The organism is Paenibacillus woosongensis, from assembly GCF_030122845.1.
GTDB classification, from domain to species: domain Bacteria; phylum Bacillota; class Bacilli; order Paenibacillales; family Paenibacillaceae; genus Fontibacillus; species Fontibacillus woosongensis_A.
Genome location: NZ_CP126084.1, coordinates 3228526 through 3250966, shown reverse-complemented (window position 1 = coordinate 3250966; position 22441 = coordinate 3228526). Strand labels below are relative to the sequence as shown.

Annotated in this window: 24 protein-coding genes; 20 read left to right on the top strand and 4 right to left on the bottom strand. The window is 51.4% G+C overall.

Annotated features, from left to right (window positions below; genetic code table 11):
* The first annotated feature begins 37 nt into the window (after window positions 1-37).
* The 10 genes from xseB (at window position 38) to QNH46_RS14920 (ending at window position 10373) form a co-directional block, all read left to right on the top strand.
* Window positions 38-259, top strand: coding sequence for an exodeoxyribonuclease VII small subunit (xseB, locus tag QNH46_RS14965; RefSeq protein ID WP_283928453.1), 222 nt, complete (start codon window positions 38-40; stop codon window positions 257-259).
* Entirely contained in the window at window positions 231-1154 is a 924-nt protein-coding gene (locus tag QNH46_RS14960; RefSeq protein WP_430691940.1) for a polyprenyl synthetase family protein, read from the top strand. Before xseB ends, QNH46_RS14960 begins: the two co-directional genes overlap by 29 nt.
* Window positions 1155-1278: 124 nt before the next feature.
* The gene (gene dxs, locus QNH46_RS14955) at window positions 1279-3186 is read left to right on the top strand and encodes a 1-deoxy-D-xylulose-5-phosphate synthase (RefSeq protein ID WP_283925012.1); all 1908 of its coding nucleotides are present in this window, start codon (window positions 1279-1281) and stop codon (window positions 3184-3186) included.
* Window positions 3187-3209: 23 nt separating this feature from the next.
* Entirely contained in the window at window positions 3210-4079 is an 870-nt protein-coding gene (locus QNH46_RS14950) for a TlyA family RNA methyltransferase (protein ID WP_283925011.1), read from the top strand.
* A 223-nt stretch (window positions 4080-4302) separates the two neighbouring features.
* Window positions 4303-4809 carry a hypothetical protein gene (locus tag QNH46_RS14945; protein WP_283928451.1) on the top strand — a complete coding sequence of 169 codons (507 nt, stop codon included), beginning with the start codon at window positions 4303-4305 and terminating at the stop codon, window positions 4807-4809.
* On the top strand, window positions 4806-5255 hold the full coding sequence (gene ahrC, locus QNH46_RS14940; RefSeq protein WP_155610192.1) for a transcriptional regulator AhrC/ArgR: 450 nt from the start codon (window positions 4806-4808) through the stop codon (window positions 5253-5255). Before QNH46_RS14945 ends, ahrC begins: the two co-directional genes overlap by 4 nt.
* Window positions 5256-5318: 63 nt before the next feature.
* On the top strand, window positions 5319-7043 hold the full coding sequence (gene recN / locus QNH46_RS14935; RefSeq protein WP_283925010.1) for a DNA repair protein RecN: 1725 nt from the start codon (window positions 5319-5321) through the stop codon (window positions 7041-7043).
* 114 nt (window positions 7044-7157) lie between these two features.
* Window positions 7158-8486: a SpoIVB peptidase gene (gene spoIVB, locus QNH46_RS14930; protein ID WP_283925009.1), complete on the top strand. Its 1329-nt coding sequence runs from the start codon at window positions 7158-7160 to the stop codon at window positions 8484-8486.
* A gap of 419 nt (window positions 8487-8905) precedes the next feature.
* Window positions 8906-9712 (top strand): sporulation transcription factor Spo0A, encoded by an 807-nt coding sequence (gene spo0A / locus QNH46_RS14925; protein ID WP_283925008.1) that lies wholly within the window; start codon window positions 8906-8908, stop codon window positions 9710-9712.
* A 451-nt stretch (window positions 9713-10163) separates the two neighbouring features.
* On the top strand, window positions 10164-10373 hold the full coding sequence (locus QNH46_RS14920) for a hypothetical protein (RefSeq protein WP_283925007.1): 210 nt from the start codon (window positions 10164-10166) through the stop codon (window positions 10371-10373).
* 73 nt (window positions 10374-10446) lie between these two features.
* Here QNH46_RS14920 and QNH46_RS14915 read toward each other — a convergent pair whose 3' ends face one another.
* Window positions 10447-10731: a DUF2627 domain-containing protein gene (locus QNH46_RS14915; RefSeq protein ID WP_283925006.1), complete on the bottom strand. Its 285-nt coding sequence runs from the start codon at window positions 10729-10731 to the stop codon at window positions 10447-10449.
* A gap of 183 nt (window positions 10732-10914) precedes the next feature.
* Here QNH46_RS14915 and lpdA point away from each other — a divergent pair, with 183 nt between their 5' ends.
* The 5 genes from lpdA to lipB all read left to right on the top strand — a co-directional run bounded on the left by lpdA (window position 10915) and on the right by lipB (window position 16671).
* Entirely contained in the window at window positions 10915-12336 is a 1422-nt protein-coding gene (gene lpdA / locus QNH46_RS14910; protein WP_283925005.1) for a dihydrolipoyl dehydrogenase, read from the top strand.
* Window positions 12337-12511: 175 nt separating this feature from the next.
* Window positions 12512-13537, top strand: coding sequence for a thiamine pyrophosphate-dependent dehydrogenase E1 component subunit alpha (locus QNH46_RS14905; protein WP_283925004.1), 1026 nt, complete (start codon window positions 12512-12514; stop codon window positions 13535-13537).
* Between the two features lie 2 nt (window positions 13538-13539).
* Complete coding sequence (locus tag QNH46_RS14900; protein WP_283925003.1) at window positions 13540-14526, top strand: alpha-ketoacid dehydrogenase subunit beta; 987 nt, start codon at window positions 13540-13542, stop codon at window positions 14524-14526.
* A 17-nt stretch (window positions 14527-14543) separates the two neighbouring features.
* Complete coding sequence (locus QNH46_RS14895) at window positions 14544-15932, top strand: dihydrolipoamide acetyltransferase family protein (RefSeq protein ID WP_283925002.1); 1389 nt, start codon at window positions 14544-14546, stop codon at window positions 15930-15932.
* A gap of 37 nt (window positions 15933-15969) precedes the next feature.
* Window positions 15970-16671: a lipoyl(octanoyl) transferase LipB gene (gene lipB, locus QNH46_RS14890; RefSeq protein WP_283928450.1), complete on the top strand. Its 702-nt coding sequence runs from the start codon at window positions 15970-15972 to the stop codon at window positions 16669-16671.
* 3 nt (window positions 16672-16674) lie between these two features.
* On the opposite strand, the gene prli42 is transcribed toward lipB, so the two are convergent.
* A complete protein-coding gene (gene prli42, locus QNH46_RS14885) occupies window positions 16675-16776 on the bottom strand; it encodes a stressosome-associated protein Prli42 (protein WP_083484945.1) in 102 nt (33 codons plus the stop codon).
* Window positions 16777-16853: 77 nt separating this feature from the next.
* Here prli42 and QNH46_RS14880 point away from each other — a divergent pair, with 77 nt between their 5' ends.
* Window positions 16854-17981 (top strand): M20/M25/M40 family metallo-hydrolase, encoded by a 1128-nt coding sequence (locus QNH46_RS14880; RefSeq protein ID WP_283925001.1) that lies wholly within the window; start codon window positions 16854-16856, stop codon window positions 17979-17981.
* A gap of 75 nt (window positions 17982-18056) precedes the next feature.
* Here QNH46_RS14880 and QNH46_RS14875 read toward each other — a convergent pair whose 3' ends face one another.
* Together QNH46_RS14875 and mciZ are read right to left on the bottom strand one after the other, a co-directional pair.
* Entirely contained in the window at window positions 18057-19037 is a 981-nt protein-coding gene (locus tag QNH46_RS14875; protein WP_283925000.1) for a restriction endonuclease subunit S domain-containing protein, read from the bottom strand.
* Window positions 19030-19194 carry a Z-ring formation inhibitor MciZ gene (mciZ, locus tag QNH46_RS14870; RefSeq protein ID WP_283924999.1) on the bottom strand — a complete coding sequence of 55 codons (165 nt, stop codon included), beginning with the start codon at window positions 19192-19194 and terminating at the stop codon, window positions 19030-19032. Before mciZ ends, QNH46_RS14875 begins: the two co-directional genes overlap by 8 nt.
* 91 nt (window positions 19195-19285) lie before the next feature.
* Here mciZ and QNH46_RS14865 point away from each other — a divergent pair, with 91 nt between their 5' ends.
* The 4 genes from QNH46_RS14865 (at window position 19286) to fur (ending at window position 22392) form a co-directional block, all read left to right on the top strand.
* Window positions 19286-19855 carry an NUDIX domain-containing protein gene (locus QNH46_RS14865; protein ID WP_283924998.1) on the top strand — a complete coding sequence of 190 codons (570 nt, stop codon included), beginning with the start codon at window positions 19286-19288 and terminating at the stop codon, window positions 19853-19855.
* A gap of 2 nt (window positions 19856-19857) precedes the next feature.
* On the top strand, window positions 19858-21090 hold the full coding sequence (locus tag QNH46_RS14860) for an endonuclease Q family protein (RefSeq protein ID WP_430691833.1): 1233 nt from the start codon (window positions 19858-19860) through the stop codon (window positions 21088-21090).
* An 87-nt stretch (window positions 21091-21177) separates the two neighbouring features.
* On the top strand, window positions 21178-21819 hold the full coding sequence (spoIIM, locus tag QNH46_RS14855) for a stage II sporulation protein M (RefSeq protein WP_283924997.1): 642 nt from the start codon (window positions 21178-21180) through the stop codon (window positions 21817-21819).
* Window positions 21820-21915: 96 nt separating this feature from the next.
* Window positions 21916-22392 carry a ferric iron uptake transcriptional regulator gene (fur, locus tag QNH46_RS14850; protein ID WP_055107708.1) on the top strand — a complete coding sequence of 159 codons (477 nt, stop codon included), beginning with the start codon at window positions 21916-21918 and terminating at the stop codon, window positions 22390-22392.
* Window positions 22393-22441 lie beyond the last annotated feature (49 nt).

Sequence of the window (22441 nt, the reverse complement as noted above, 5' to 3'; positions counted from 1 at the left end):
GGAGCTTAAGGAGCAGGACTACAGCTTCGAGGAAGCGATGAACGAGCTGGAGGATATCGTGTCCCAGCTGGAGCATGGCGACGTGCCACTGGAGAAGGCGATCGATCTGTTTCAGAAAGGCATGCAATTATCGCAATTATGCGGCAGTAAATTATCGCAGGTTGAACGGAAAATTGAAATGATCATGGAAGCCGACGGACAAATCGTGAAGAAACCCTTCGATCCATTGACTGAGGAGAGCGGTGATTCGGTTGGATAAGCAGGCGATTTCTCCTTATATCGAGGAAATTTCAGCGCTTGTGAACTCTCATTTGCAGCAGGCGGTTCCGTCTGAATGGAGTTTCCCGGACAATCTGAAGGAAGCGATGAGCTATTCCCTGATGGCCGGCGGCAAGCGTCTTCGCCCGCTGCTGGTCATCGCTGCGGCAGAGGCGCTTCACGGGAGCCGCGATGCGGCTCTGCCCGTCGCCTGCGCCGTTGAAATGGTGCATACGTACTCGCTGATCCATGATGATCTCCCGGCGATGGACGATGATGATTTTCGCCGCGGCAAGCCGACGAATCACAAGGTGTTTGGCGAAGCGATGGCGATTTTGGCGGGGGATGCCTTATTGACCCATGCCTTCTACAGCGTTGTTCAGGTGAGTAAACATCATGGCGTTCCCGCCGAGGCCGCGCTGGCCATCGTGGAGGATTTGGCCCGTTATGCGGGGCCTTCCGGCATGGTCGGGGGGCAGGCTGCTGATATGGAAGGGGAGCAGGGGCTGACCGATCTCGACCAGCTTCGCTACATACATGAGCATAAGACCGGTGATTTGATCGTCTTCTGTTTGAAGGCCGGAGGACGCATCGCATCCGCTTCGGCCGAGCAGCTGCAAGCTCTAGAGACTTTTGGCCGGGCGATCGGGCTCGCATTTCAAATTCAGGACGATATTCTTGATCTAGTCGGGGACGAGAGCAAGCTCGGCAAGAAAACGCAGAGCGATCTCAAACAGCAGAAGGTAACCTATCCTTATTTTATCGGTCTTGAAGAGTCGCGGGCTGAAGTGGATCGTCTGACCAAGCAAGCGAGGGAAGCGGTTTCAAATGGACTCATTCCTAGCCCTGAGCGTCTGTTGGGGATCGCCGATTATTTGATGCACCGGGATCGTTAAGGAAAGAGCTGCAAAAGAGGACAGTATGCTTGGATAACTTCGACAAAAGTTATTCATATGTTATAATTAGTGTCATTATAATTAGCAACATGAGAAATCCAATGAAGGAAGCGGGGAATTCGCTTTGCTGCTCTCTCAAATTCATGAGCCCAACGATTTGAAACAACTTCCGATCGAACAATTGACGCCGTTAGCCGCCGAGATCCGCCAGTTTCTTATCGAGAAGCTGTCTGTGACAGGAGGACATCTTGCGTCCAATTTGGGTGTAGTGGAGCTGACTATCGCGCTGCATTACTGCTATAACAGTCCTAGGGACAAATTTATTTTTGACGTCGGTCATCAAGCGTATGTCCACAAAATTCTCACCGGCCGTATGGACCGGTTTGATACACTGCGCAAGTATAATGGATTGTGCGGATTTGTCAAACGCTGCGAAAGCGAGCATGACGTATGGGAAGCTGGTCACAGCAGCACATCGCTCTCAGCAGCTATGGGGATGGCCTTGGCCAGGGATTTAAAGGGCGAGGACAACAAAGTTGTCGCTATTATCGGCGATGGCGCCTTGACGGGCGGCATGGCTTTTGAAGCCTTGAATCATATCGGCCATGAACAGAAGGATTTAATGGTAATTCTGAATGACAATGAAATGTCGATTGCACCTAACGTCGGGGCGATGCATAATTATTTGACCAGAATCAGATCTGATAAAAATTATTTGCGCGCTAAAGACGAAGTGGAGCAATTGCTGAAGAAAATTCCGGCGATTGGCGGCAAGCTGGCCAAAACGGTCGAGCGGCTGAAGGATAGCCTGAAATATGCAATGGTATCCGGTGTTCTGTTCGAGGAGCTCGGATTTACGTATCTCGGACCGGTTGACGGACATGACCTCGCGGGATTGATTGAGGCGTTCACCCAGGCTAATAACGTGAACGGACCGGTGCTGGTTCATGTATTGACCACGAAAGGCAAGGGGTATACTCCCGCCGAAGAGGATTCCCATAAATGGCACGGAATCACGCCTTACAAGATCGAATCCGGCCAGGTGCTCAAGGCCGTCGGCAATCCGATGTATACCGAGGTATTTGGCAGGACGCTAATCGAGCTGGCGGAGCAGGATGAGCGGATCGTGGCGGTGACGCCAGCGATGCCGGGCGGCTCCGGGCTGGTGAAATTTGGCGAGCGCTTCCCGGACCGGATGATCGATGTAGGAATTGCCGAGCAGCATGCGGCTACAATGTGCGCGGCGCTGGCCATGGAGGGAATGAAGCCGGTGTTTGCGGTATATTCCACTTTCATGCAGCGGGCGTACGATCAGATCGTTCATGATATTTGCCGCCATAATGCAAACGTTATGTTCGCCATTGACCGGGCCGGCTTTGTCGGTGCGGACGGCGAGACGCATCAAGGCGTATATGATATCGCATTTATGCGCCACATTCCCAATATCGTGCTGATGATGCCGAAGGACGAGAACGAACTGCGCCACATGATGAAGACGGCGCTTGAATATAACGATGGTCCGATCGCGTATCGTTATCCTCGGGTCAACGTTCCGGGGGTTCCGCTGGATGAAGAGCTTAAGCCCATACCGATCGGCAGCTGGGAGAAGCTCCGCGAAGGCGATCAAGTTGCGATCGTCGCCACGGGTCCCATGGTGCAGGTTGCCGAGGAAGCGGCCGAGATACTGAAGCGGGAAGGCGTTAGTATCGGTGTAGTAAATGCCCGCTTCCTGAAGCCGCTCGATAACAGCATGCTGCTTAATCTGGCGGGTGCGGGAACGAAGCTGATCGTGCTTGAGGAAGCTTGTCAGGCTGGAAGCCTGGGAAGCGCGGTGCTCGAATTCTATGCCGAGCACGGAATCACTGGCACCGACGTGTCTCTCATGGGCATTCCGGACCGGTTCATCGAGCATGGCAGCATCAAGGAGCAGCTGCGGGAGGTTGGACTGACCGCCGAGGCTGTCGTGGAGCAAATTCAGCAGTACCGGGCAGAACATCAGTTCAGCTTCGGCAAGAAAGTGAAACCATCTTAACAAGACAGAGTCAGGAGAATGTTATGTCTGTGTCCAAAGAACGCATAGATGTCTTGTTGGTCGAGCAGGGCTATTTCGACAGCAGAGAAAAGGCCAAAACCGCGATCATGGCAGGGCTCGTATTCGGGAATCAGGAACGGATCGAGAAGGCTGGCACCAAAATACCGAGAGATACGAAGCTGACGGTCAAGGGAGCAATCCATCCGTATGTAAGCCGCGGGGGATTGAAGCTGGAGAAGGCCTTGAAGCTGTTTCAGATCGATATGAACGGGCGGGTTATGCTCGATATCGGCTCGTCGACCGGCGGATTTACGGATTGCGCCCTTCAGCACGGCGCCAGTTACGTATATGCGATTGATGTTGGCTATAACCAGCTGGATTGGTCGCTGCGGAACGATGAACGCGTCAACGTCAAGGAGCGGACCAATTTCAGATATATGACGCCGGAGGATTTGGACGGACCAAGTCCTGATTTCGCAAGCATTGACGTCTCTTTTATTTCATTGCGGATTATTCTTCCCCCGCTTGTCGCACTGCTTGGGCGGCCTGCGGATATCGTTGCATTGATCAAGCCGCAATTCGAAGCCGGACGGGAGAAGGTCGGCAAGTCTGGCGTCGTACGTGATGCAAAGGTCCACCAAGAGGTGCTGGAGACGGTGCTCAGCTTTGCGTCCGAGCTGGGATATGTCCTGCACGGGTTGACTTTCTCCCCGATTACAGGCGGAGAAGGCAATATTGAATTTTTGGCCCATTTAAGGCTGCTGCCCCCTGAGGAGAGGGATCTGCTTGCGGGAGGAGAAGCTTCCGATGCATTGCAGCATATTCGCGACACCTCACAACGTGTCGTGCAGGAAGCAAAGGATACGTTTACGACCAAAAGCCCATCTTATTGATGGGCTTTTTTTGAGCTGTCAAAGGGATGATTTCTGCGCTAGGGTGAAGTTAAAGCTCCCGATAGACACTTTTTATGCATATATTCATTAAAAAGTTGCATACAGAACGAGTGTTCGCTTATAATGACAATATACGAATAATTATGTACTAATGCTTAACAATATCCACATGTAAACAGGAGGTTATTCAATCGCGTCGAATTAATCATCTGAGGTGATTTCGATGAGCGATTATACCGATGGTTTTCTCATGGTAGCCATAGCGGGTATTGCCTTATTGCTGCTGTATCGTGGATTCAGAATCTGGCTGCGCAAACCTTTTACGCTGGGCTCCGGTGTCGGATTTGAGTTTAACGAGGACATTCAGGAGCATCCGGCCGTTGATTTGCTGGAGTCGGCAGGCTATAAGGTCGTAAGTGACAAGCTGAAGGTTCCGCTCGCATTCCGGGTGGAAGACCAGGTTCTGCACAGCCGGTTATATATCGATTATGTTGTGAAGAAGCATGGAGAATACTATTTGGTAAGGAGATCGAGAGAACGCCGGCTTATCGAATGGACAGGCGCCGGACTTCGACGCGAAATACTTCCTTACCTGCTTCTGTATCCTGACTGTGCAGGCGTGCTCTATATCGATACCGAACAGGGACAAATCAAAGAAATCACCTTAAGCACAGATTCGGACGATGCCGATGAGGCGTCGCATATCAAAGATATATGGAGGACAAGATGAAGGGTCAACGGCATATTAAGATCAGGGAAATTATTAGCGCCCACGAAATCGAAACACAAGATGAGCTGGTAGATGCACTGCGCCAAGCCGGATTTCAAGTCACGCAGGCTACTGTGTCTCGGGATATCAAGGAACTGATGCTGATCAAGGTACCTACCGACGATGGCAAATATAAATACTCAATGCCCACGGCACAGCGCTACAATCCTGTGCAGAAGCTGCAGCGGGCGCTCGTAGACAGCTTTGTGCATATTGACCATACGGGAAATTTGGTCGTTATGAAATGCTTGCCGGGAACAGCCAATTCGGTAGCGGTTCTGCTCGACAACATGGAATGGCCCGATTTGCTCGGAACGATTTGCGGCGATGATACGATTCTGTTAATCTGCCGTAACGAAGATTACAGCCATTACGTCATCGATCAAATTATGGCGTTTATTTCATAATTCACTTGCAGCTGTGGTGATATTTGCTGCATTGTTTACATTTGGCGAAAGGAGTGCCTTTACTTGCTCGTTCATTTATCCATTCGGAATTTAGCCGTTGTCGAGGCGGTTGATGTCACGTTTGACCGGGGGTTTCATGTATTGACCGGTGAGACCGGGGCAGGGAAATCGATTATCATTGATGCGCTGGGACTGATATCCGGCGGAAGGGGCTCGGCGGATTTAATCCGTTACGGCAGCGACAAAGCGGAGATGGAGGCTGCTTTCGAGCTGAAGGAGCATCATCCGGTATGGGCTATCCTCGGCGAGCTGGGGATTAGCGCGGATCCTGGTGAAGCGCTGATTGTCCGCCGCGAGATTAGCGCTCAAGGCAAGAGCTACTCCCGGATCAACGGCCAATTGGTTAACTTGTCTATGCTCCGGCAAGTAGGCGAGAGCCTGATCAATCTGCACGGCCAGCATGAGCACCAGACCCTGCTTCATCCAGAGCGGCATTTGATGCTGCTGGATGCGTTTGGCTCTGAGGATATTGCCGCCGTAAAAGCAAAGTATCGGGAAGCTTACTCGGCGTTCCAGCGGGTGGACAAAGAATGGAGAGAATTGCAAAGCACGAGCCAGCAGGCACTGCAAATGCTTGATTTATACCGTTTCCAGCTGGAGGAGATCGCGGCGGCGGCACTCCAGCCAGGAGAGGATGAATTACTTGCCGAGGAAAAGGTAAAGCTATCCCATAGCGAGAAAATGATGGACTCGGTCTCAGGGGCTTACGATCTGCTATACGGCCCGCAGGGGCTGGAAGCGATCGCAAAGGCAGTATCCCGGTTAGAGGACGTTGCGGGATATGACCAGAAAGGGATTGCGCCTTTGCTCGAGCAGCTGCAGTCAGCGTATTACTTGCTGGAGGATGTATCCTTTGCCCTGCGTGATTACCGGGACAAGATCGAGTTTAATCCCGAACGGCTGGAGGAGGTTGAGGAGCGTCTCGACTTGATTTCCACTCTGCGCCGTAAATACGGCGACGATATCAAAGGAATTCTTCAATATTATGAGCAAATATCCCGCGATACGGATATGCTGGAGAATAAGGACGAGCGGCTTGAGAAGTTGTCTGCTGAACGGGAGAAGCTGCTCCATGCGGCTTTGAAGGAAGCGGCAGCGCTTAGCGCTGTACGCCGGGAAAAAGCGGATCTGCTGGCGCAGCAAATTGAAAACGAGCTGAAGGATCTGCAAATGGGTCGCACTTCCATTGAAGTCAAGCTGGAACGGACATTGGACCCAAGCGGGGTTGAATGGGAAGGCCATTTGGTAAAACTCAGCAAACACGGCATGGACAGCGCCGAATTCCTAATTTCTCCGAATCCTGGAGAGCCGTTGCGCTCTTTGAGCAAAATTGCATCTGGCGGGGAATTGTCGCGGATCATGCTGGCGCTGAAGAGTATTTTTGCTCGTCATGACGAGGTTCCCGTATTAATCTTTGATGAGGTGGATACGGGGGTCAGCGGCCGGGCTGCACAGTCCATCGCTGAGAAGCTGTACCGGTTATCCGCGACATGCCAGGTATTCTCGATTACCCATTTGCCGCAGGTTGCTTGTATGGCGGATCAGCAATATCTGATCGAGAAGATTGTGGCGGACGGACGAACAATGACAAAAGTGGAGCATTTGGATGAGAACGGACGGGTCAATGAGCTGGCTCGAATGCTTGGAGGCGTGGAGATTACTGACAGTACACGCCACCATGCCAAGGAAATGCTTAAACTGGCTCGGGCGCAGAAGGGTGTGATTTAACGAGCGGAACAATGATTGACAGTAATAAAAGACCACACCCGGGGTATCTTATAGGTACGCAATTGGCGACCACCTTTTCGTCAAGCGAAAGAAGCAAAGGGAGCGTGACAGCCATTGAACCCGAACCTCAGGAGTAGATTTCTCGGTCTTTTACTTGCTTTCTTCTTTTGTTTCCTTGGCACGTCAGCCGTCGAAGGTCATTCGCCGATGCTGCCGGATGAACTGCGCATGTTTCAAGGCCAGGGCGCACAAATCGATCTGGCCATACCCGTACTGGCAGAGGTTAGCGTTGATCGGCCCGATGTTGTAATGTTGAACGATCAACCTAACTCCTCCATGAAGGTATCCCTCGGCTCGCCGTTAAAGCTATCCTCGCTGAACAGCGGCGAAGCCAAGCTCCGCATGAAGCTTTTTGGACAAATTCCTCTGAAGCCAGTGAAAGTAAATGTCATCCCTGATTTAAAGGTTATCCCAGGGGGACAAACGATTGGCGTTAAAGTGAAATCCGACGGCATTCTGGTAGTAGGCCACCATCTGGTAAATACAGACAAGGCCAAAATTTCGCCCGGAGAGGCATCAGGCATTCAACCGGGTGATTTGATTACCCATCTGAACGGTACACGCCTGAAAGACGTGCACGAGGTCGCGTCTTTAGTTGAGCAAGCAGGCAACAATAAGAAGCCTCTAAAAGTCGTGTACAAACGAAGCAATAAAGAATTTACGACCACGTTAACTCCTGCCTTCGATAAGCAGGACAAGGCTTGGAGATTGGGGCTGTACATTCGCGATTCTGCTGCTGGCGTGGGAACTTTAACCTTTTATGCTCCAAACGAAGGTGTTTATGGGGCGCTCGGACACGTGATTACCGATATGAATACACAAACGCCAATTGTTGTAGGAAGCGGACAAATTCTCCAGTCCAGCGTAACTTCTATTTCCAAGAGTGAAAGCGGCGAGCCCGGCGAGAAGCGGGCCCATTTCGTCAAAGAAGGCAAAACACTGGGAACGATCGAGCGAAATACGCATTTCGGCATATTCGGCAAGATGTCGGAAAATCCGGATCACAGCGTGTATAAGAAGCCGATACCGGTAGCATTCTCCGAAGAGGTAAAGGAGGGGCCGGCGGAAATATTGACGGTCGTGGAAGGCCAGCAGGTGGAGCGGTTTAAGGTAGAAATCGCTCACGTGTCACGGCAGAGCACACCACAAACTAAGGGTCTGGTCATTCGCATCACTGATCCAAGGCTGGTGGAGAAGACCGGAGGCATTGTGCAGGGAATGAGCGGCAGCCCAATTATACAGAACGGTAAATTAATCGGGGCGGTAACTCATGTGTTTGTTAATGATCCGCGTTCGGGCTACGGCTGCTTTATCGAATGGATGCTGCAGGATGCGGGTATTTTGAAGGATAAGACGACTTCAACCAATCTTAAGGCGAGCTAGCGCCTTAAGATTGGTTTTTTGCTTAAGAAAGTAAATACAGAGTCCAAAAATTAAAAATATTAATCTTAATAGGCGTAGGCAATCATTCGTGGATAAATGCAGGGATGAGTAATTTAGGGTTCTTAATGCGGAGACTTGCCACATGAAGCATAAAATTATATGCTAATGAGGATGGGGAAACATGCGACTGATAAAGTTAGCTGCTGTTTCAGGCGCTTAAATCCGACATTTCCGCCGTAAATACTTGTCGAATGGTAACGAATGAGATCAATTTTTGTAAGCATCAAATAATTATATATCAAATTATTAAAAAAATAAATAAAAATAATTTTCGACAGAAGGAATTTACTTTTGAGTGTCGAATCCTTATCCTGGAAGAAGGATTAAGGAAACTCATATACACAAGGAGGAAGTCGTCAGTGCAAAAAATTGAAGTGTTGTTGGCGGATGATAATCGGGAATTCACGAATTTGCTTGCAGAGTACATTTCTGAACAGGATGACATGGTTGTTTCAGGGATTGCATACAATGGTGAGGAAGTTTTGGAGATGATTGAACATGCTTCTAAAGTTCCGGACGTGCTGATCCTGGATATCATTATGCCGCACTTGGATGGATTGGGTGTGCTGGAACGTTTACGCGATATAAATGTGTCTCCACAGCCAAAGATCATTATGCTGACTGCCTTCGGACAAGAGAATATTACACAGCGTGCGGTTCAGCTGGGAGCGTCTTATTACATCTTGAAGCCGTTCGATATGGAAGTATTGGCCAATCGAATTCGGCAGCTTGTAGGAGTACAAACCTTATCCTCAAGCAGTTCTCCATCCTCATCCTTCACGAAGTCCAATGTAGTACCACTTGGAAAAGGCAAAAATCTAGATGCAAACATCACTTCCATCATCCATGAAATCGGTGTTCCTGCTCATATTAAGGGATACCAATATTTACGGGAAGCCATCACTATGGTATACAACAATATTGAGATTCTAGGCGCGATTACCAAAACGCTGTACCCAGCCATCGCCGAGAAGTTCAAGACGACGCCATCACGCGTTGAGCGGGCAATTCGCCATGCAATTGAAGTAGCTTGGACGCGCGGCAATATTGACAGCATAAGTCATCTGTTCGGCTACACGATCAACATCAGCAAATCGAAACCGACGAATAGCGAGTTCATCGCGATGGTGGCCGATAAGCTGCGGATCGAACACAAGGTAAGCTGAAAGCGGTAGTGGCGCGGGATACTGACATCGACTAATAACTCCTCCGATATTTTATCGGACATTGCTCGGAGGCTCCGATAAAATATCGAGATACCATGTACGTTTAGAACAATAAAAACGAAATCAGGCAATGGAGGGGCGCTTATGCTGCGCCCCTTTCTTCATGAAATTTTTTGAAATCACAGTACTAGACATATTTAGCAGCAGAAATGAAGGTAATGATATCGGAGATGTCAATTATCCATAGACGAGGCAAATCAAAAAACTCCAGATACTCAAGGGTACCTGGAGAAGAGAAGTAAAAAAGGTTATGAAGAACAGCGTCTTCATTCTAATTGTATGATTTGAATAAAACCAGATCAAGAAGCAGATGTTGGTAAATATTATAGCGTTTGAATGAACACGGGCTGTAATGAGTTTGTGATACAATATAGTCGGAGGACTAAGAAAAATGAACAAAATATCGCTAGACGAAGCAAAATATGAGACGCTGCTAAATGACCCGTCCTTGTCGGAGCAGCAACGATCGCTGATCGCTGAGCTGCTGGAAACGGCCGGTCAATTATCGGCAGAAAACACAAGATTGCGGCGGGTACTGCTTAAGAAATCCTCAGGTGGTCAGCGAATGTCCAGCAAGCTGAAGGATGCCCTGTATGAATAACAAATATGACAAACCCTCTTGACAGGCGTATTGCTCGCTCAAGAGGGGTTGTTTCGTTCGTAAAATATCCGATTTATGAAGGATTCTCTGTTTTTTTCTTGAAGCGAGGTCCAAGATAATTGCGCTTGCGGTCACGGAAGTAAATCCAGCCGCCCAGGAATCCGATTCCGGCGGCGAACAAAACGACGCCAAGTCCGAAATCGAGCCAGTCAAAGTGCACTTGGGTTAGCGAGTCGTCGCCGTGTCTGGACATGTATAGGAATAAGGCGTCCTTCATTTTCAGGAAGCCAATCATCGCGGCGATACCGGGAATAACAAGAATAATGATGGCAATAAAACGGGATATCATCAATTTCATGAGTTGCAGCAATTCCTTTCGTCAGCAAATATATCCTATTCGATCAAGATGATGTTACGTTTATCATACCTCCTTCTTGAACGGCTGTCTATTTCGTTCTTAGTTTGTAATGTGGCAAAAACGAGGTACAATAAGAAACGAGAAGTTTGTCTGGACATTTTTGGGGATAGGTGGAGATCGGAAATGACGATTACATGTGATGTAGCAGTGTTAGGCGGCGGGACCGGCGGTTATGTTGCGGCAATTCGCGCTGCCCAGCTCGGCAAGCAAGTGGTGATCATCGAGCAGGACAAGCTGGGAGGAACATGCCTGCACCGGGGCTGCATTCCGAGCAAGGCGCTGCTGCGCAGTGCCGAGCTGTATGCGCAAATGAAGGACAGCCTAAGCTATGGCATCGAGACGAGCGGGTTATCCCTTGTTTTTCCGAAGGTGCAGCAAAGAAAGCAGGGCATCGTAGATCAGCTTCATAACGGCGTTCAATATTTGATGCGTAAACATAAAATCCAGGTCTTTCATGGAAAAGGGAGAGTGATCGGACCGTCGATCTTCTCGCCGAAGAGCGGCGCCGTAGCGGTCGAACTGCATGACGGTGATATGGAGACGATCGTGCCGACGCACCTGATCCTTGCGACAGGTTCGAGGCCGCGTGTTCTAGCAGGGCTGGAGCCCGACGGCAAGCACGTGCTTAGCAGCGATGAGGCCTTGCTGCTCGAGGAGCTGCCGGCTTCAATAATTATTGTCGGGGGCGGTGTAATCGGCGTGGAATGGGCTTCGTTGCTCCATGATTTTGGGGTCAAGGTCACAGTGGTCGAGGCAGCTGCACAGCTTCTTCCCAACGAGGATGAAGAGGTTGGGCGCGAGCTGCAGAAGCAGCTGGAGCGCCGGGGGATCGAAATTCTGACGGGCTGCCAGATCCAAGCGGAAACCGTGGAGAAAGACAATACCGGTATCGCAATTACTGCTGTACAAGATAGCAATACGGTCCGCCTGCAGGCAGATAAGCTGCTTGTTTCGATCGGACGTCAGGCGAATGTCGAGAACATCGGCCTTGAAAATACCGATATCGCCCTGCATCAAGGCTATATCCGGGTAAATGAGTCGATGCAGACGACTGAGCCGCATATTTATGCGATCGGCGATTGCATCGGCGGTCTGCAGCTCGCCCATGCAGCAAGCCATGAAGGGCTGGTGGCGGTGCATCATCTCGCGGGAGAGCCGTCCCATGGGTACAATGTCCGACATGTGCCCCGCTGCGTATACACTCGTCCGGAGGTAGCTTCCGTCGGTTTGAACGAGAAGGAAGCGAAGGAGCAGGGCATTGACGTCAAGATTGGCAAAGTACCGTTTTCCGCCATTGGCAAAGCCCTTGTGCACGGGGAGAAGGAAGGCTTCGTGAAGGTGATTGCGGATCGTAAAAGCAACGACATCGTTGGCGTGCATATGATCGGCGCCCATGTCACCGAGCTGATTAGTCAAGCCGCACTTGCCCAGGTGCTGGATGCGACGCCATGGGAGATCGGCCAAACTGTTTTTGCGCATCCTTCGCTGGCCGAAATTCTTGGCGAAGCAGCATTGGCCGTGGATGGCAGAGCGGTTGGAATTTAACAAATTAGGCATAAGTGTCACATAATCAGCAAAACCGCTGCAAAGAACATTTTCTTTTTGCGGAAAAAGGGATTATAATAAGGTTAACCCAAGTCTTAGTACCAGGTTTTAAGATAAGAGCAAACATGTACGGTACAGACGACTAACAGGGTTCTAATCGAAGGAGGTAACTCCCATGAACGCAAAAGTATCAACGAAGACACAGCCCAAGCATGAGCAACTCGGATTGACGGATGCCGAAGTAGTGGACATGTACAAATATATGCTGCTCGCGCGCAAGTTTGACGAGCGTAATTTGCTGCTGCAGCGGGCGGGCAAGATCAATTTCCACGTCTCCGGTATCGGACAGGAGGCCGCGCAGGTAGCAGCGGCTTTTGCCTTAAATCGCGAGCAGGATTATTTCCTGCCCTATTATCGCGACTACGGTTTTGTCCTGTCGGTAGGCATGACACTGGAAGAATTGATGCTGTCCGCCTTTGCCAAAGCGGATGACCCGAACAGCGGGGGCCGCCAAATGCCAGGACATTTCGGCTGCAAGAGACTTCGGATCGTCACAGGCTCCAGCCCGGTGACGACCCAGGTTCCGCATGCCGTAGGCATTGCGCTTGCTGCTAAAATGCAAAAGAAGGAGTTCGTATCCTTCGTTACTTTCGGGGAAGGCTCCAGCAATCAGGGAGATTTCCACGAGGGACTGAACTTTGCCGGTGTGCAGAAGCTGCCGGTCATTTTCATGTGCGAGAACAACCAGTACGCCATCTCCGTTCCGGTGAAGAAGCAGCTCGGCGGTAAAGTCAGCGACCGGGCGCAAGGTTACGGCTTCCCGGGCATTCGCGTTGACGGGAATGATGCCCTTGAGGTGTACCGTGTCGTGAAGGAAGCGCGCGAGCGTGCGCTTCGCGGCGAGGGGCCGACGCTGATCGAAGCGATGATGTACCGTCTGTCGCCACATTCCACCTCGGATAACGACCTCGTGTACCGTACGAAGGAAGAGGTTGAGGAGAATTGGAAGAAGGACGGCATACCGAAAATGAAGAGCTATCTTATCGAGAACGGGCTTTGGACGGAAGAGCAGGATGAAGCCCTCGTGAAAGACATTCAGGCGCAATTGAAGGCAGCGATTGAACGGGCGGAGAACGCGCCGTTTCCGAAGCCGGAGGATACGCTGCTGCATGTGTACGCGGATAGCGAAGGGGAGGAATAATCATGCCGGTAATGGAATATATCGACGCTATTCGTCTTGCCATGAAGGAAGAGATGGAGCTTGACGACAACGTATTCGTATTAGGGGAGGACGTTGGCGTGAAAGGCGGGGTCTTCACGACGACGAAAGGGCTTCAGGAGCAATTTGGCGAGCTGCGTGTGCTCGATACGCCATTGTCCGAATCTGCGATAGCCGGGGTGGCCATCGGTGCCGCGATGTATGGAATGAAGCCAATCGCTGAAATGCAATATTCCGACTTCATGCTGCCAGCGACGAATCAAATCATCAGTGAAGCGGCTAAAATCCGCTACCGCTCCAACAACGACTGGAGCTGCCCTGTCGTCATTCGCGCGCCGATCGGCGGCGGGATCTTCGGGGGACTGTATCATTCCCAGTGCACGGAATCGATTTTCTTCGGAACACCAGGACTGAAAATCGTCGCTCCTTATTCGGCATACGATGCCAAGGGGCTGCTAAAGGCCGCGGTTCGCGATCCTGATCCCGTCTTGTTCTTCGAGAACAAGAAATGCTACAAGCTGATCAAAGAAGACGTACCAGAGGATGATTATATCGTCCCGCTCGGCAAGGCGAACGTACTTCGGGAAGGCAACGACATTACCGTAATCGGGTACAGCTTGCCTCTGCATTTCGCCATGCAGGCCGCAGAAGAGCTCGCGGCAGAGCAGGGAATTAGCGCCCATATCTTGGATTTGCGGACGCTGCAGCCGCTTGATCGCGAAGCGATTATCGAAGCGGCACGCAAGACCGGGAAAGTGTTAATCGTGCATGAAGACAATAAAACCGGCGGAGTCGGAGCAGAGGTATCGGCGATCATTGCGGAGGAATGCTTGTTCGAGCTGGACGCGCCGATCGCACGGCTGTGCGGGCCTGATGTACCGGCCATGCCGATCAGCCCGCCGATGGAGAAGTTCTTTATGCTCAGCAAAGATAAGGTCAAGGAAGCCATGCTTCAATTGGCTCTGTATTAATGGGAGTGAGGGACGATATGTCATCAAATAGAACATTGCAGGATGTCGTAATGCCACAGCTTGCGGAATCGCTCGTATCGGCAACGATCGGCAAATGGCTGAAGAAGCCGGGAGATCCCGTCGAGCAGTACGAGCCGATTTGCGAGGTTATTACCGATAAGGTGAATGCTGAAATTCCGTCCACCTTAGACGGGGTCATGGGCGAGCTGCTAGCGGAAGAAGGGCAGGAAATCGAAGTTGGGGCCGTCATTTGCCGGATTGAAACGGCTGGCGGTGTAGAGGCTAGTGCCGCGACTGGCGTTGATTCCCCGGCAGCTTCTGCTGGACAGACGGATGCAGCCACCGCTGCGCACGGCGATCACTCGCAGCGGAGCCGTTATTCCCCGGCCGTTCAGACGTTGGCACAAGAGCACGGGTTAGACCTGCGGGTCATTTCTGGCACTGGCCTAGGCGGCCGCATTACCCGCAAGGACGTGTTGAATTACCTGGAGAATAACAAAGGAGGCGGCGCGGCAGCAGCTCCCGTGGCTCAGAGCAGTTACCAGGTGCCCCAGCCTGCGCAGCCAGCCTCCTCTCCGGCAGCGCCAGTCTCCACGCCAGCCCCGCCGGCTGAGTTTAATAATGCGGCAGCGGAGCAGGTGCGCAATTCTGGCCTGCATCTTTCAGAGACGCCGAAAATACCGACGATTGAGGTGGAGGGCGGCGACCGGTCGGAGTATTTCATCGATGTGACGCCGATCCGGAATACAATTGCTACGCGCATGCGTCAAAGTGTGTCGGAAATTCCGCACGGCTGGATGATGATTGAGGTGGATGTGACCAACTTAGTTCAACTTCGCAATAAGCTGAAGGACGAATTCAGGAAAAGAGAAGGCGTTAACCTGACTTATCTTGCATTCCTGCTCAAAGCGGTCGTCAGTGCCATCAAGGATTATCCGATTATGAACTCTGTATGGGCGGTCGACAAAATTATCGTCAAGCGCGATATCAACATCTCGCTCGCCGTCGGCACAGAGGATTCTGTAATGACGCCTGTCATCAAGAAGGCGGACCAGAAGAACATTGCCGGCTTGGCCAGAGAAATCGAAGAGTTGGCGACGAAGGTAAGAGCGGGCAAGCTCAAGCTGGATGATATGCAGGGCGGAACGTTTACCGTCAATAATACCGGTTCGTTTGGTTCTATTTTGACCCAGCCGATCATCAACTATCCGCAAGCGGCGATACTGACGTTCGAATCGATCGTGAAGAAGCCCGTCGTTATAAATGATATGATTGCCGTCCGCTCCATGGCGAATTTGTGTCTGTCCCTGGATCATCGTATACTGGATGGGGTGATCTGCGGACGTTTCATGCAGCGCGTCAAAGACAATATGGAGAGTTACTCCCTAGATACGCAGGTATACTAAATTTATAATGCGAGTCTTCATGAATCCGAGAAAGGCGATGAACCGTATGACGAATTCCTTGGAAGTCAGATATTTCCCGATGATGGAATACGGAGAGGCCTGGAATAGGCAAAAAGAGATCGTGAAGGCCATCGACGAAGGACAGCAGCAGGGGCACCTGCTGCTTCTTCAGCATCCGCCAACGTATACGATCGGCTCTTCGCGCCATCCGGAACATCTGCTGCTCAGCCCCGAGCAGCTGAAGGAACGAGGAATTTCCCTGTTTGAAATCGATCGGGGTGGAGATATTACATACCATGGACCGGGTCAGCTCGTCGGCTACCCGCTGCTTTGGCTGGATGGAAATCAGGGGATCGATCTGCACGGATATCTTCGGGATATCGAGCAGGTCATCATAAACTACTTAGCGCGGTATGGCATTTCTGGCTCGCGAAAGCAGGGCTATACCGGGGTATGGGTAGGTGATGTCAAAATTGCCGCCATTGGCGTGAAATTCAATAAATGCCGCCGGAGAAAAGGATTTATCACAAGCCACGGCTTTGCCTTCAACATCAAATCCGGGATTCAGGAGGATGGCTTTCGCGGCATCATCCCCTGCGGCATTCAGGAATATGGCGTGACCTCGTTGGAGGACATGACCGGGTTGGCCTTCTCCGTAGAGCAGGTGGCCCGTGAAATATTGCCTTATTTCAATGAAGTGTTTCAAATCTCCGAGTACAAGGAGCACTGGGAGTCATAAGCTCTAGCGGAACAGCAGCGGTTCGAGCAGCGCAAGCAGCGTAGAACCGATCATGGCGAATAGCATAAGATAAACGACGACTTTGAACCATTTTTTTTGCATCATGAATCGCAAAGCTCCTTTACATGTACTTGACCTCTATTCATTAATATTAGCGCAAAAGAGAAAGCGAGGAAAGTCCAGTGATTAACAAGGACAGAATCATCGCACAATTTGTGGAATTAGTGCAAATCGACAGCGAGACGAAGGACGAACGGAATATTGCCGATGTTTTGAAAACGAAATTTGCGGAGCTAGGACTGCATGTGGTGGAGGACGACTCCATGAAACGGACCGGGCACGGCGCCGGCAACATCGTGGCAACATTGCAGGCAAGACCAGGAGTTCAAGCACAGCCATTCCTGTTCACCTGCCATATGGACACCGTTGCGCCGGGCAAAGGCATCAAACCTGTCATCGGCGAGGACGGCTGGATACGCAGTGATGGAACAACGATTCTTGGCGCCGATGACAAAGCAGGACTGGCGGCGCTGCTTGAAATCATTCAAGTGCTGCAGGAGCGGCAGCTGCCGCACGGAAAGATCCAGTTTGTCATTACCGCTGGAGAAGAGTCTGGATTGCTTGGCGCCAGAGCTATGGATCGCAGTTTGCTGGACTCCCGCTTCGGCTTTGCAATCGATTCAAACGGAGAAGTGGGTTCAATCTGTGTGGGGGCACCGACACAAGCGCGCATCGAGATTGAAATATTCGGCAAATCCGCGCATGCCGGCGTTAATCCGGAGGATGGGATCAGTGCGATCCAGGTCGCCGGCAAGGCGATTGCCCGGATGAAGCTGGGGCGCATTGACGAAGAAACGACGGCCAACATCGGCAAATTCGAAGGCGGCGGACCAACGAATGTCGTTACTGATTACGCGAAGCTGTATGCCGAAGCACGCAGCCTGTCGCGGGAAAAGGTGGATAAGCAGCTGGCGCTGATGAAGGAAGCCGTCGATACGGCCTGCAGCGATTTCGGAGCCAGAGGGGAGTTTAGAAGCGATATTATTTATCCCGGGTTCCATCTTGGAGCACAGGATGCCGTTGTCCAGTTGGCCAAACGGGCTGCAGGCAAGCTGGGGCTTTCCGGTAGAACCTTTACCTCCGGCGGGGGCAGCGACGCTAATATCATGAACGGATTCGGCGTGCCTACGGTTAATCTTGCAGTAGGATATGAGGAGATTCATACAACAAATGAGCGTATTAAGGCCGATGACATTGTGAAAATTGCCGAATACGCGCTGGAGATCGTCGCGCAAACGGTAAATTCATAAGCCAATATGCGTATGTTTTCCGCATACAAGGTGTCCTGATAACTTTATGTTGTCGCGAGGGCACCTTTTTGCACTCTAATTCAGCGGCCGTTTGTCACGCCCTCCAATATTTTTTTGCTGTACGGGAGTCCAGGATGTGTGCCAGTTCGACTTCTCTAGCGTGAGCAAGGTCTGCTGAAGCGTGTCCAGATATTTATCGATTTTACGCTGTTCTTCTTCGGAGGGATGGTACAGCTCGATGCGTTTGACTAAGTTGTCCATGGTCTGTTGCAAATAGCATGAAGCAGCGCCAAACCGCGCACGCGCCATTTCCGGGGCTTGTCTGATCAGCGTTTCGAAGATGCGGCACGCCTTCTCGTAGCAGCCTTCATCATGCAGCATTTCGGCAGAAATAAAGGCAATTTCCCGGTACAGCTGCAGCGAGCCCAGCAAAAGCGGATCGGGCAGCCTGCACAAATGGCGCTTGGCCGCCTCTATGTAGCCTTCTTGATAAAGCGCGCTAATGAGGAGACATTGCAAATCGACTTCCGAGCCGGCGAGCTGCGAGGCGATTTCTGTATGGCCAAGCTTTACCGCAAGGTTAATTAGACCGGCTAAACGATACAAGTCAGCCTTATTCCTGTCATAATCCCGCTGCGCCATGAGGCGGGAAAGATCAGACAAACGGCTCATTTGATCCCAAAAATCGGCGTCCTCCCGCGTTGCTGGAGTTAAGCAGTCCTCAATAAAGGAAAGGGCTTGTTCCGCTTCTCCGGATCGAAGCAAAATTTCCGCATGGACAAGCTGTATTTGTTGATCTGCAAACATGTCACGGGTAATCCAAGCTGAAGCGCTATCGTATGCCCCCAGCTGATGCAGCACAAGGACAAGAAGCTTGCGGCCGCCCGGCAGCTTGTCCTGTTCAATTACATCCCGCAGTGATAAGGCAATTTCGTCGTCGCTGCTGCCCTGAGTAAGCCGCAGGTTCAGCCCAATTTGCATCAGCCGTTCGGCGGCAAGCAGATCCGCAGAAATGGTCGTCTCCGCGGCAGATTCGCATAACTCATTTCTATTCACGGCTGCTCACCTTCGGGTTCAATTGCTGCCGCGAAGCGATTAGATCCTTTACTTTGCATGCTGGACCGGATTGTTTTTGCCATTGGTTAAGCAGGATACGGATTTGCGAGGCTTTGCCCTGCGCGCGAAGAGAATTGTCCGAGATATAGCTCTTCATCAGCGGTGCCCTCCTTGTTGGGGTTTGGTATAATAACACCATATGTTCATCTTGGACAAGTTATGATTGTTAATCATTAGGGAGGATTTCCATGACATCATCTAACGATAAATTAAAAGAAATCACCGTATCTACGGAGCATATTTTTACAGGGAAAGTGATCTCGCTGCAGGTAGATACCGTACAGCTGCCTGACGGGACGGAAGGGAAACGCGAAATCGTCAAACATCCCGGCGCTGTAGCGGTTCTCGCCATCCACGAAGGACGGCTGCTGCTCGTCGATCAGTATCGCCAAGCGCTGGGGCGCTGCGAGCTGGAGATTCCCGCCGGCAAGCTGGAGCATGGCGAAGATCCGATGGAGGCGGCAAGACGCGAGCTGGAGGAAGAGACGGGCTATCGCTGCAGCAGGCTTTCTCTGCTGCATTCCTTCTACACGTCGCCTGGATTCGCGGATGAGCTTATCCATCTGTATTTGGCGGAGGATCTGAAGGCAGGCAATGCCTCACCGGACGAGGATGAATTTCTGGAAATCATTGAAGCTACCTTCGCGGAAACACAGCAATACATCGCGGAAGGCCGAATTTCCGATGCGAAGACGATTTTGGCCGCATATATATGGCAGCAAAAAATGGCCGACGATCATGCCAATAAGGGTGCGTAGGCATGGCAACCAGCACAGCAAATTCAAATGATATGAGCAGTTCTTTAGAGACGTATTATGCCGATCTTCACGTGCATATTGGGCGGACAAACGCGGGAAATCCGGTTAAAATCAGCGGCAGCCGGAATTTGACGTTTGGCAATATCGCCAAGGAAGCAGAGGAGCGGAAAGGGATCTCTCTCATTGGAATCATCGACTGCCATTCTCCCGGCGTGCAGAGGGATATCGATGATTATTTGCAGGCCGGGGAGATGAAGGAACTTCAGGAGGGCGGAATTGCCTACGGCGGAACGACGATCCTGCTCGGCAGCGAGCTGGAAATTCGCGAGCCGGGGATGGGACCGGCCCATTTGCTTGTATTTTACCCCAGCCTGGAGCAAATGAAGTCCTTCACAAAATGGCTGGATAAGCACATGAAGAACGTACATTTGAGCTCGCAGCGTGTCTACGTTCCCGCTCGCGAGCTGCAGAAAGAGGTCTATGACCGGGGCGGCATGGTTATTCCGGCACATATTTTCACGCCCCACCGCAGCATTTACGGAAGCTGTGCCCCGCGAATGGCGGAGGTGCTGGACCTCGAGCTGGTCAGTGCTGTTGAGCTTGGCTTGAGCGCGGATACCGAGATGGCTGGCTTGCTTAGCGAGCTTGACCCTTACCCGATTCTGACGAATTCGGACGCCCATTCCTTAGGGAAGATCGGCAGGGAAAACAATGAACTGCGGATGGCCCGGCCGAATTACTGCGAATTCCAGAAGGCGCTGGGCATGAAGGAAGGCAGAAGGATTGCCGCCAATTACGGCTTGAATCCGCGGCTCGGCAAGTATCACCGGACATTTTGCGGCGGCTGCAGCTATATTATCGATGAGGCGGCAGCCGCTGTTGAACGCTGCCCGTATTGCGGCTCGGCCAAGCTCGTTCGGGGCGTGCAGGATCGAATCCGCTCGATTGCCGACCGATCCGAACCTGCCGTACCTGCGCATCGGCCTCCGTATCATTATCAGGTGCCGCTTGAGTTCATTCCGGGTCTTGGACCTGTGAAATTTGAAGCGCTGCTCCGAGCCTTTGGAACGGAGATGAATATTTTGCACCGGGTTTCCGAGCAAGAGCTGGCGGGGGTAGTCGGCGGGGATCTGGCCGGGAGTATCGCCGCAGCACGTGATGGACGGCTCGCCCTAACCTCGGGCGGCGGCGGGACGTACGGCAAAGTCGACACGGCGAAAGGTTTTGGCGAATAGGGCATAAGCGGGCAGGCTTGTTCATATTTTTACTAGTAAAGGGATATCCCGTGTAAACAATGTGAACATGGAAAGGAGCTTGCCTGCATGATTCGGCCTTTTCGTTATGCGCTTAAGGATCAAACCCCTATTTATGTGTTCGTTTCGGTGCTCTTTCTCATGGGGGTTGTGTTCGGCGCCTTAATGGTCAATGCCCTGACGTTAGAGCAGCAGCAGGACTTGTCCCGGTATTTGGGCAATTTCTTCATTTCCATTAACGAAGGTGGAGCCGACTTTCACCCGATGGCATTTTGGGAGGTCGCCGTCCTGCATTTGAAATGGCTCGGTTTGATCTGGCTGCTCGGCTTATCAGTCATCGGATTGCCGGGCATTCTTATTTTGGACTTCCTGAAGGGGGTTCTAATCGGGTTTACGGTGGGCTGTCTCGTCGGCCAATTTACCTGGAAAGGGCTGTTGTTCGCCCTGGTGTCCGTTGCTCCGCATAATTTAATCATTATACCGGTGCTGTTGATCAGCAGCGTCGCTGCTATCGGTTTTTCGCTGAATATTATCCGCAGCAGAGTGCTCATGAACCGCAGCGGCAGTGTTGCTGGGCCTTTTGTGAGTTATACAGGGGTGACCATGGCTTTGGGTCTAATGATGCTGGCTGCCTCGTCTTTCGAAACGTGGGTAACCCCAGTGATGATGGCATGGGTCACACCGATGCTTGAATCCAGCCTGACACTCTAGTAAAATGTTTGACTTTGTTGATTGACACCCCCTATAATGAAAGAAGCGATTGTAGATATTAGATCATTGAGCGGCGATTCCTGGGGGAGGGAGAACATGGAAGCAAAGATCGACAAAATCAAGCAGCAGTTACAATCCCAGGGTTACAAATTGACGCCCCAACGGGAAGCTACGGTACGGATATTGCTCGAGAACGAAGACGATCATCTTAGTGCGGAAGATGTTTTCATGCTCGTCAAAGACATAGCTCCTGAAATCGGTCTTGCGACCGTTTACCGTACTTTGGAGTTGCTAAGCGAATTGCATGTCGTGGAGAAGATCAACTTCGGCGATGGCGTTGCTCGCTACGATTTGAGAACCGATACGAGCAAACATCATCACCATCACCTCATCTGCGTACAATGTGGTGCCATGGATGAGATCCGCGAGGATTGGCTTGGGCCACTGGAAGAAAGACTGGAGAAAGAGTTTAACTTCACTGTGCTCGATCACCGTCTTGATTTCCACGGGATTTGTTACCGCTGCAAAGACAAGAACGACAACAATCCTGAGTCCGGCAATAAGAAATCTTAAGTCCGCTTCTTAAAGCTCCGCACGGCCGCCGCGCTGTGAGGGGCTTTTT

Excerpts from the sequence above, each read along its gene's own strand:
- QNH46_RS14945 (WP_283928451.1), top strand. The coding sequence starts at position 4,303 with ATGAGCGATTATACCGATGGTTTTCTCATGGTAGCCATAGCGGGTATT.
- QNH46_RS14860 (WP_430691833.1), top strand. The coding sequence starts at position 19,858 with ATGGCAACCAGCACAGCAAATTCAAATGATATGAGCAGTTCTTTAGAG.
- xseB (WP_283928453.1), top strand. The coding sequence starts at position 38 with ATGAACGAGCTGGAGGATATCGTGTCCCAGCTGGAGCATGGCGACGTG.
- QNH46_RS14895 (WP_283925002.1), top strand. The coding sequence starts at position 14,544 with ATGTCATCAAATAGAACATTGCAGGATGTCGTAATGCCACAGCTTGCG.
- QNH46_RS14920 (WP_283925007.1), top strand. The coding sequence starts at position 10,164 with ATGAACAAAATATCGCTAGACGAAGCAAAATATGAGACGCTGCTAAAT.
- QNH46_RS14915 (WP_283925006.1), bottom strand. The coding sequence starts at position 10,731 with ATGAAATTGATGATATCCCGTTTTATTGCCATCATTATTCTTGTTATT.
- QNH46_RS14905 (WP_283925004.1), top strand. The coding sequence starts at position 12,512 with ATGAACGCAAAAGTATCAACGAAGACACAGCCCAAGCATGAGCAACTC.
- QNH46_RS14900 (WP_283925003.1), top strand. The coding sequence starts at position 13,540 with ATGCCGGTAATGGAATATATCGACGCTATTCGTCTTGCCATGAAGGAA.
- QNH46_RS14865 (WP_283924998.1), top strand. The coding sequence starts at position 19,286 with ATGACATCATCTAACGATAAATTAAAAGAAATCACCGTATCTACGGAG.
- mciZ (WP_283924999.1), bottom strand. The coding sequence starts at position 19,194 with ATGAAGAGCTATATCTCGGACAATTCTCTTCGCGCGCAGGGCAAAGCC.
- ahrC (WP_155610192.1), top strand. The coding sequence starts at position 4,806 with ATGAAGGGTCAACGGCATATTAAGATCAGGGAAATTATTAGCGCCCAC.
- fur (WP_055107708.1), top strand. The coding sequence starts at position 21,916 with ATGGAAGCAAAGATCGACAAAATCAAGCAGCAGTTACAATCCCAGGGT.
- lpdA (WP_283925005.1), top strand. The coding sequence starts at position 10,915 with ATGACGATTACATGTGATGTAGCAGTGTTAGGCGGCGGGACCGGCGGT.
- spoIIM (WP_283924997.1), top strand. The coding sequence starts at position 21,178 with ATGATTCGGCCTTTTCGTTATGCGCTTAAGGATCAAACCCCTATTTAT.
- prli42 (WP_083484945.1), bottom strand. The coding sequence starts at position 16,776 with ATGATGCAAAAAAAATGGTTCAAAGTCGTCGTTTATCTTATGCTATTC.
- lipB (WP_283928450.1), top strand. The coding sequence starts at position 15,970 with ATGAACCGTATGACGAATTCCTTGGAAGTCAGATATTTCCCGATGATG.
- QNH46_RS14950 (WP_283925011.1), top strand. The coding sequence starts at position 3,210 with ATGTCTGTGTCCAAAGAACGCATAGATGTCTTGTTGGTCGAGCAGGGC.